The organism is Mesorhizobium sp. M7A.F.Ca.US.005.03.2.1, from assembly GCF_003997795.1.
GTDB classification, from domain to species: domain Bacteria; phylum Pseudomonadota; class Alphaproteobacteria; order Rhizobiales; family Rhizobiaceae; genus Mesorhizobium; species Mesorhizobium ciceri.
On the sequence record NZ_RZRP01000172.1, the window covers coordinates 1 to 9,099 of the forward strand.

At 62.9% G+C, this 9,099-nt stretch carries 8 protein-coding genes; 2 read left to right on the forward strand and 6 right to left on the reverse strand.

The window, feature by feature from the left end; genetic code table 11:
• A partial coding sequence (locus EN991_RS12325) for an N-acetyltransferase (RefSeq protein WP_164769005.1) occupies nt 1–531 on the reverse strand: 531 nt, incomplete at its 3' end.
• Nucleotides 532–805: 274 nt separating this feature from the next.
• Between EN991_RS12325 and EN991_RS12330 the strand changes: the two genes are divergently transcribed.
• The gene (locus EN991_RS12330) at nt 806–1,798 is read left to right on the forward strand and encodes a glutathione S-transferase family protein (protein WP_064994476.1); all 993 of its coding nucleotides are present in this window, start codon (nt 806–808) and stop codon (nt 1,796–1,798) included.
• A 1-nt stretch (nt 1,799) separates the two neighbouring features.
• Here EN991_RS12330 and EN991_RS12335 read toward each other — a convergent pair whose 3' ends face one another.
• Nucleotides 1,800–2,294: an NUDIX domain-containing protein gene (locus tag EN991_RS12335; protein ID WP_013529919.1), complete on the reverse strand. Its 495-nt coding sequence runs from the start codon at nt 2,292–2,294 to the stop codon at nt 1,800–1,802.
• A 53-nt stretch (nt 2,295–2,347) separates the two neighbouring features.
• Between EN991_RS12335 and EN991_RS12340 the strand changes: the two genes are divergently transcribed.
• A complete protein-coding gene (locus EN991_RS12340; RefSeq protein ID WP_013529920.1) occupies nt 2,348–3,271 on the forward strand; it encodes a metallophosphoesterase in 924 nt (307 codons plus the stop codon).
• On the opposite strand, the gene EN991_RS12345 is transcribed toward EN991_RS12340, so the two are convergent.
• From EN991_RS12345 to leuA, 4 genes are all read right to left on the reverse strand, one after another.
• A complete protein-coding gene (locus EN991_RS12345; RefSeq protein ID WP_013529921.1) occupies nt 3,255–3,872 on the reverse strand; it encodes a hypothetical protein in 618 nt (205 codons plus the stop codon). The genes EN991_RS12340 and EN991_RS12345 overlap by 17 nt on opposite strands.
• Before the next feature lie 113 nt (nt 3,873–3,985).
• Nucleotides 3,986–4,789 (reverse strand): alpha/beta fold hydrolase, encoded by an 804-nt coding sequence (locus EN991_RS12350; RefSeq protein WP_027162195.1) that lies wholly within the window; start codon nt 4,787–4,789, stop codon nt 3,986–3,988.
• A 197-nt stretch (nt 4,790–4,986) separates the two neighbouring features.
• The gene (locus EN991_RS12355) at nt 4,987–6,762 is read right to left on the reverse strand and encodes a hypothetical protein (protein ID WP_127368846.1); all 1,776 of its coding nucleotides are present in this window, start codon (nt 6,760–6,762) and stop codon (nt 4,987–4,989) included.
• Between the two features lie 184 nt (nt 6,763–6,946).
• The gene (leuA, locus tag EN991_RS12360; RefSeq protein ID WP_127368847.1) at nt 6,947–8,686 is read right to left on the reverse strand and encodes a 2-isopropylmalate synthase; all 1,740 of its coding nucleotides are present in this window, start codon (nt 8,684–8,686) and stop codon (nt 6,947–6,949) included.
• Between the last annotated feature and the right edge of the window lie 413 nt (nt 8,687–9,099).

Genomic DNA, 9,099 nt, shown 5'->3' on the forward strand with positions numbered 1-9,099 from the left:
CATCGCCGCGGTAGGATCGGTCACCCTGGCCGGATCGGCGTGGCAGACCTCGCCCAAGAGCCTGGCGACCGCGCCCGGCGCGATCTCGTGCGACAGCAGCCGGTCGAGGTCGACGGGGCGCGGCATCGAAATCTGGCCGCGCGGAATCCGCTTGAAACCGAGCGGCCCGTAATAGGGCTCGTCACCGACCAGCATGACGGCAGGTGCGCCGGCCCGGGCAGCGGCCTCGAGCGCGATCGCCACCAGCCGGCGGCCGATGCCGAGATTCTTGAAGGCCGGCCGCACGGCGAGCGGCCCGAGCATCAATGCGCGGCCGGCACCGGCGGCGATGCGGGTCATGCGCACCGAGGCGACGACGATGTCGCCATTGACGGCGACAAAGGACAGCGAGCGCTCGTGCCCTCCGGCCTCACGAATCTTGTAGGCGGCCAGCACAAAGCGGCCGGGCCCGAAGGCTTCGTCGTTGATGGCTTCGATCTCGGGGTCGTGCGCCGGGGTTTCCGGCAGGTATTTCACGTCGGCAAGGCTCATGGTCTTTGCGGTCCGGTACAAGGAGGAAAGGTTGCTGCAAACGGCAGCATTCGCCAGTCAGCGCTTCATCAAGCGCGGGCGCCCTTTCGTCGTCGGTCAAACCGGATCAAAGCAAAGTCGAACATGCGGATTGTCCGCTAGCATCAATTTCCCGCCGCTGCAATCGGCCGTTTCTGTCCGTCATTTCGGCCAAGTGACGGTCTGTTCAGCACCTGACGTCTTCGACAGGGCAGCCTTGCGCCTACATCAACCAACAGGACGCAAGGAGATTCGCATGGGATTGCTGGTCGAAGGAAGATGGCAGGACCGCTGGTACGATACGGCGGACAATGGTGGCAGGTTCGTGCGGGCGCAGTCGCAATGGCGCGACTGGATCACCGTTGACGGGGCGCCTGCCGAAGGCCGGACGCGCGGTTTCAAGGCCGAGCCCGGCCGCTATCACCTCTATGTCTCGCTTGCCTGTCCGTGGGCCCACCGGACGTTGATCTTTCGCGCGCTGAAGAAGCTGGAGGGCATCATATCGGTGTCCGTGGTGCATCATTTCATGGGCGCCAACGGCTGGACGTTCGTAGCTGAGGACGGCGCCACGGGCGACACGCTCTACGGCCTCGACTTCCTGCACCAGATCTATGCCAAGGCCGATCCCGCCTATTCGGGCAGGGTGACTGTGCCGGTGCTGTGGGACAAAAAGGAGCAGACCATCGTCTCCAACGAGTCTTCCGAAATCATCCGCATGCTGAATTCAGCCTTCGATGAATGGGGCGACGCCAGCTTGGATTTCTATCCGAAGGCGTTGCGCGGCGAGATCGACCGCATCAATGCGCTGGTCTATCCCGCCATCAACAACGGCGTCTATCGCGCCGGCTTCGCCACCACGCAACGCGCCTATGAAGAGGCTTTCGGCGAGCTGTTTTCGGCGCTGGATACGTTGGAGGAGCGGCTGGCAAAACAGCGCTATCTCGTCGGTGGTCGTATCACCGAGGCCGACTGGCGGCTGTTCACCACGCTGGTGCGCTTCGATCCGGTTTATGTCGGCCATTTCAAATGCAATCTGCGCCGCATCGCCGACTACCCGAACCTGTCCAACTATCTGCGCGATCTCTATCAGGTGCCTGGCGTGGGCGGGACGGTGAACATGCATCACATCAAGGCGCATTATTACGGCAGCCACCAGACGATCAATCCGACGCGGATCGTGCCTGTCGGACCGGATCTCGATTATGGCGCACGGCATGACCGGGCGCGCTTCGAGAAAGCGGCGGCCTGATCTACCAGTAGGGCGAGGGCTGCTCGCCGTCAAAAACCTCGGCGATCCGGCGCAGCGTCGCCGGCGTCGTGCCCTGCGGCAAGCGGTCGAGCGGGAAGAAGCCGGCTTCGGCGATCTCGTGGTCCGGCAGCTTCGGCGCCGTCTGGCTGAAATGCTCGAGCAGATAAAAGCCGACATGGTCGCGGTGGCTGGAGCGGCGGTTGAAATGCATCGATTTGAGCACCGGCGGGGCGGTCAGAGCGATGTTGCCTTCCTCGGCCAGTTCACGGGCCAGCGCCTCGTTCATCGTCTCGCCGACTTCGACGCCGCCGCCGGGAAGCTGCCAACCCGGTACATAGGTATGGCGAATAAGGAAGACGGATCTGGACGCTGTGTCGTGGATCAGGCCGCGCACGCCAAGCGTCATCGGCCTCCGCAGCACGAAATAGAGATGGAACAGCCTGGCCCTCAACCCTGGCCAGCCGGTCTGGCGGAAGGCATCTTCAGGGCTCGTCATTGATAGCGAAACCGTGGGTGGAAAGCCGCGCGCGGGTCGCCTATGAAGGTTGTATGTTCAGGCTCGCGCATATTTCCGATGTCCATCTGGGGCCGCTCCCCGATGTATCCTATCGCGATCTCGCCTCCAAGCGCGTGCTCGGCTATGTCAACTGGCAGCGCAACCGCCGCCGCCATATGCATGATGCGGTCATTGACACGATCGTCGCCGACATCAAGGCGAACACGCCTGATCACCTCGCCGTCACCGGCGACCTGGTCAATCTGGCGCTCGACGGCGAGATCGAGATGGCCAGGCACTGGCTGGAGACGCTGGGGCCGCCGCATGATGTTTCGGTCGTTCCGGGCAATCACGACGCCTATGTGCCGGGCGCCTTCGACAAGGTCTGCCGGTCCTGGGCGGCGTGGATGAGCGGCGACGGCGTCAACACGCCGGTCGACCGCAACGCCTTCCCCTATCTGCGTGTACGCGGCAATGTCGCGCTGATCGGCGTCTCGACAGCGCGCGCCACGGCACCCTTCATGGCCAATGGGTTTTTCATGGAAGGCCAGGGGGATAGGCTCGGCAAAATCCTCCAGGACACTGCCGGACAGGGGCTGTTCCGCGTCATCATGATCCATCATCCGCCGGTGCGCGGCGCGGTCCCGCAGCACAAGCGGCTGTTCGGCATCGCCCGCTTCAACAAGATCATTCGCCGCCATGGCGCCGACCTTGTGCTACACGGCCATTCGCATCTGCCGTCGCTGTTCTTCATCGGCGGTCGAGGCGTCAGGATCCCGGCGGTCGGTGTCGCTGCCGCCGGCCAGGCGCCGGGTGGCAAGCACCCGGCGGCGCAGTATAATCTGTTCGACATCGACGGTGAAAAGGGAAACTGGCGGATCCGGCTGACACGGCGCGGCCTGACCGGGCCGTCCATACCGCCATCCGATCTGCAGACGGTGGAGCTTGGCGCCGAGGCCGCTATGGCCGCAAATTGACAACCATGGCCACGATGCGGTCCCAGAACAGGACGACCGACACCACAAGGCCGACCAGTGCGCCGGCAGCGACCAGGCCAAGCCCGGACAGAAGGGCCGACCAGCGTTTGCCGCGCTCCGTCGCGCGCAGCGGCGGTTCGGCTTCTGGCACATACGCACGTTTCAGGCCGGCGACGGCGGGTTCGACGCCGCCTTCCAGCATCCTCTGACGCTCGACGATGCGCTCGGCGACATAGCGCGTCACGGAATCGGCAACCGATTTCATCTCAGTGGATTCGGCAAGCACCACCCGGCCGATGCGGGTGTCCTTGAGGAAGCGATAGGTGCGGCGGTCGCGCCCCATGGCGACATGGCTGATGGCGTCGATCCACAGGCGCGGCTGCAAGCCCGACGAGACGACAAAGTCGAAATTGTCCATGTCGGCCGGAACATCGGCAAAAACCGGCGCCAGCTCGGCGGCAAGCAGATCGAGACGCATGCGATGCGCCTCGCGCATGTCGACGACGACATCGTCGCGGTCGGCGAAGGCATTTTTGACATCACGGATGGCATCGGACAGTTTCTTCGACTGGTCGATGGTCTTCTCGCCTGCTTCCTTCATCGGCGTCTGCCTCGTGGGTTTGGTTAACACTGGGTTAACACAGCCGCCAGCAAAATGCACTGGCGAGATCGACGGCGTCGGGATGCTCAGGAGGGTCGTCGTGCGCGAAAAGGTCAGCTTGCTGCGGCGGCGAATTTCTGGCGGTGCGGCCTGGCGCGGCGGCTGGTGTTGCGGCGAATGATCTCGGCAACGAGGTCGGGTGCTTCCTCGGCCAGCATATGGCCCGCCTCCAGCACGTGGTGCACGTGAAAATGCGCCGGCAGGTCATCCGCCTGGGTAAAGGGCAGCACCGCATCGCTGGTTCCCCATGCCACCATTACCGGCATGTTCAGCCGATCGAGGCGATCGTGCGGGATGACGCCTTGCCGATCGTCCACGGTCATGGCGGCCGCGATCCCGACCAGCTTTTCGAGTTGGCCGGGTCGCCTGCGCATTTCCCAAAGGATGTCCACCGTATGTTCGAGCGGCAGGGCAGAAGGTCCCGACATCACGGAGAGGCAGGAGCGGATCTCGGACCGATCCGCGGCTTCGGCATAGCGGCGCAACAGCGGCCCGTTGATTTCGGGGCCAAGGCCGCCCGGTGCCAGAAGCGTCAGCGAGGCTATCTTTTCGGGCTCGGCCAGCGCCATCAGCGCCGCCACGGCACCACCCATCGAGTGGCCCACGAGATGAACGCGCTTCAGCCGACGCTCCGAGAGGTCGGTCAGCACGGCCTTAGCCGCCACCCTGGCCGGACCGGCGGCGGGAAAGTCGAGCGACATCCCATGCCCAGGCAGATCATAGGCCAGCGTATGCGTGGAAGGCGTCAGGGCGGAAATCACCTCGCGCCATACATCGTGGCAGCCGCCGAAACCGTGCAGCAGGACGATGGCCTTCGAGCCAACACCCTCTTCGGCGGCAAAAAGTGATGCGGTCATGAAAGCTGATTTTTTGTTATTGCAGAATGCGCGACACCAATCGTGGCTGAATTGCTCCTAGTCCGACATGATGACCAGTAAAATTTTCGCGATTTGTACGGTTGTGTACAGAACTTGGGGATCAACCGGCATTCGGCGATCGAAGCGCAGTAAACCCATCGGGACACGGCGCAGCCAGTCCGCGGACGTCGATGGTGTCAGCTCGGGCTGCCGAGCCCGGCAGCGCGCAGTGCCTGAACCAGCCGGTCGGTCAGGTCGGCCGGATATTTCCGCTCGACGAAAGTCGCCCGCGGATCGGCGGCAAATTTGGGGAACTCGGTGGTCAACTGTTTCAGCAGCGTGCTCACCAGATGGTCCTGTCCGGCAGCCTTGGCGCCGATCAGCCGTGCCGCCAGATAGTGTGATTTCGTTGCCGTCGTTCTCAGTGCCATGCTGGCCGCGACTGCCTTGTTCGTGTCGCCGAGCATGAGCTCACCGACGAACAGCCCATAGTCCCACCATGTCGGGTGTCCGCTGAAGGTCTCCGCCGCATGATCGAGGATCGGCGTTCCCTCGGCGTATCGTCCGGCGAAGATCAGCCCGTAGCCGTAAGCGGCGGCCATGCCGAGATCGTAGGGGTTGAGTTCATAGGCCTTGCGCATCCAGCGGATTGATTCGTCCGTATTGCCGAGGCGCGAACTGACATAGCCGTAGGCGCGATGCGCATAAGGGCTGGTCGGACCCATCTGCACGCCGCGATGGGCAAACTCGACGGCTGTTTCAATCGTCGCGTTGGGCGGATAGGCGTAATGATCGGACACCGCCTCGAGATGCAGGGAAGCAAGTTCCGAATAGACGAGCGAGGACTTGGTTCCACCATTGGCCAGCTTCTCGAGGCAACGATAGGCCGCCTCATGGGTCCTGGCGTTCTGGTCGAGGTAATATTTGCCGTTGAGCAGCAGGCACTGCGTCAGACCGTTTGGCGTGCCGGTCTGCTCGATATAGTTGTAGATGGTGCCGGAGGCGGGGAGTGCCGAGCTCAGCATGTCGGCAATACGGTCTTCGACCGCCGCAGGTGCGCTGTCGGCAGGGGTGAGATTGCGCGATAGAAGCACCCGTCCGGACGCCATGCTTTGCAGTTCTATCGTGATATCGCCCGCGTCCGGTCCGGGCAGGATGTCGAATATGAAGCTCGCAGCGTCGTCGGCTGGATCGTTGACGGTGTCGCGGCCGATGAAGTCGATCGTATCGAAGCCACTCAGGCCGGCGCGCAGCGATGCGGCGACACGGCTGGCGTCGGAGCCGTCAGCCTTGAGTCCGATATAGACTTGCGGCAGGGCGTCAGCCCTTGCCGACGATGTGATGCTTGCGGTTGCGCCAGCGGTCTCCGGCGTTGCCGAGATGTCGCCGCCTGCCAGCAAGGCAGTGCTGCCCTGGCGAAGAATCAGTACGCCCAACATGGCGATGACCAGCGCGATCGCCATCCAGAAAAAGCGGAGATGGCGCGCCACCGAGGGGGCAGGCGAAGTCGGTACGGAAGTCAGAGACATCGCCTCCGGCGTGCCCGTGCCGGCTTCGTTTGACCGATCGGCGGATGCGGCGCCGTCCAGCCTGAGTTCGGGAACAGCCTCGGCAATATCCGGCAGGCGGATCGCATTCGATTCATAGGCAGGAACATAGCCGCCGCGCGGAATGGCGATGCGGACCGGTTCGGCAATTCCCTCATTGGCGAAATAGTGCTGCAGAAGCTCGCGCAGCCTGCCTGCCTGCACCCGCACCACGGCATCGGTGGACGGGTCGAAATCGCCGTCCTTGCCGAAAACATCCATGGCAATGGAAAAGCCCTTGAGCCTGTCGGCTTCGCCGGCCTGTTCACGTTCGACAAGATAACGTAGCAGCTTGCGCGCGCGTTCGGATCGGCCGAACGTTTGGCTGGCAAGCAGTCGCTCCAGTGTCTCGCGCACTGCGGGGGCGGCAGGCGTGGCATGCTGCAAGTGTCGATCCTCTCGAAGTCGGCACAGGTTGAGGCGCGATCATATAGGTCCCGCACCACCACACAAGTATACACCCCATTATGCGATCACGTACCCACCGGATAATTCCGCGGTGGTTAACGGCCCGAAAGGTCGGAACCGATCACCAGATTGGGACGGTTCCGATCTTTGTTCCCGTCGGGCGTCAGCCGGCTTTTTTGCCGACGATACGGTTGGCGGCGGACATCACTGCTTCCAGCGAGGCAGCGACGATGTTGGTGTTGATTCCGGCGCCGAACAGCTTGCCGCCGGGATATTCCATCTCGACATAGGAAATGGCCGACGCGTTCGAGCCGCGCTGCATCGAGTGCTCGGAATAGTCGAGCACCGACATCTCGACACCGAGATGACGTGACAGCGCATCGACGAAGCCGTCGATCGGGCCGGTGCCTGTGCCCGATATCGTCAGTTCCTTGCCGTTGTCGAGGATGACCGCCTCGACGACGCGCCGGCCCTTGATCTCGGTGCTGGGATAGGTGTGGTGATCGAGGAATTTCAGCCGCGCGCCGGGCTGGTCGACATAGGTCTCGAGAAAGCGATCGTAGATGCGCCTGGCCGGCACTTCCTTGCCCTCGGCATCGGTGATCGCCTGGATTTCCTGGCTGAACTCGATCTGCAGGTTGCGCGGCAAATTGAGGCCGTAATCGGCCTGCAGCACATAGGCGATGCCGCCCTTGCCGGACTGCGAATTGATGCGGATGATGGCTTCGTAGCTGCGTCCGACATCGGCCGGGTCGATCGGCAGATAGGGCACTTCCCACAGGCTCGTATTGGCCTTCTTCAGCGCCTTCATGCCCTTGTTGATGGCATCCTGGTGCGAACCGGAAAAGGCGGTGTAGACGAGTTCGCCGACATAGGGGTGGCGCTCGGGGATCTTCAACTGGTTCGAATATTCATAGACGTCCTTCATCCGGTTGATGTCAGAGCAGTCGATCAACGGATCGACACCTTGCGTGTACATGTTCAGCGCCAGCGTGACGATGTCGACATTGCCGGTGCGCTCGCCATTGCCGAACAGCGTGCCTTCGACACGGTCGGCGCCGGCCATCAGGCCGAGCTCGGTGGTGGCGATGCCGGTGCCGCGGTCATTGTGCGGATGCAGCGAGACCAGCAGGTTCTCCCGGTTGTCGAGGTTGCGGCACATCCACTCGATGCGATCGGCATAGATGTTGGGTGTCGACATCTCGACCGTCGAGGGCAGGTTGATGATCAGCTTGTTGTCAGCGGTCGGCCTGACGATCTCGGTGACGGCGTTGCAGATCTCCAGCGCCACTTCCAGCTCCGTGCCGGTAAAGCTTTCCGGCGAATACTCGAAACGAAAGCCTCCGCCGGCCTTGGCCGCCATGTCGGTGATCATCTTGGCGGCGTCGGTGGCGATCCGCTTGATGCCGCCGACGTCCTTCTCGAAGACGACGCGACGCTGCAATTCGCTGGTCGAATTGTAGAAATGGACGATCGGGTTGGTGGCGCCCTTCAGCGCCTCGAAGGTGCGGGTGATCAGCTCCGGCCGGCACTGCACCAGCACCTGCAGCGAGACATCGGCGGGTACGTTGCCTTCCTCGATGCACCAGCGGGCAAAGTCGAAATCGGTCTGGGAGGCCGACGGGAAGCCGATCTCGATCTCCTTGAAGCCCATGTCGAGCAGCAGGCCGAACATGCGTGCCTTGCGCTCATGGCCCATAGGATCGATCAGCGCCTGGTTTCCGTCGCGCAGGTCGACCGAGCACCAGATCGGCGCCTTGTCGATAACCTTCGAGGGCCAGGTGCGATCGGTGAGACCGACGGTCGGATAGGGCTGATATTTGCGGGCTGCGTCGGGCATGCCTTTGGCCGAATCCGTGTCGGCTACCGCGGCATCGGAGCGGATCTCTTCTCGTGCGTTCATCGTCGTTTCTCCCGGCGGCTCATGGATCCACCTTCAGGTGGATTGATGGCGAGCGGCGCCTTTACCAGAATTTCGTTCGCTTGATGTGATTGCCAAGGAGCATGCGCTTGCGCGGCGGTTCGACCGCCGGGCGCTCCTTCAGCGAACCCGGCGATCGCCGATAAGGCCGAGAAGAAGCAGGGTCGAAGCCAGCGCGCGCACGGTCTCGCCGGAAAAACCGGTCGGACGGGAAGCGTTGCTGGCGCGCGTGTTCATGGCGGTTCTCTTACAGGAGCGGCTTGTGGGAGGCAAGTGGGCCGCGGGCCGTGTCGTAAGCACATGAGTTGTCCGGATTAGCACGTGAGTTGTCCGGTTTTATCGCCAGCGAATGGAGGCTGGGGATGAAGCGGGCCGCAGGCCGTGCAGGACAACGA

Coding starts and splice junctions, on each gene's coding strand:
- EN991_RS12330 (WP_064994476.1), top strand. CDS start 806: ATGGGATTGCTGGTCGAAGGAAGATGGCAGGACCGCTGGTACGATACG.
- EN991_RS12335 (WP_013529919.1), bottom strand. CDS start 2,294: ATGACGAGCCCTGAAGATGCCTTCCGCCAGACCGGCTGGCCAGGGTTG.
- EN991_RS12340 (WP_013529920.1), top strand. CDS start 2,348: ATGTTCAGGCTCGCGCATATTTCCGATGTCCATCTGGGGCCGCTCCCC.
- EN991_RS12345 (WP_013529921.1), bottom strand. CDS start 3,872: ATGAAGGAAGCAGGCGAGAAGACCATCGACCAGTCGAAGAAACTGTCC.
- EN991_RS12350 (WP_027162195.1), bottom strand. CDS start 4,789: ATGACCGCATCACTTTTTGCCGCCGAAGAGGGTGTTGGCTCGAAGGCC.
- leuA (WP_127368847.1), bottom strand. CDS start 8,686: ATGAACGCACGAGAAGAGATCCGCTCCGATGCCGCGGTAGCCGACACG.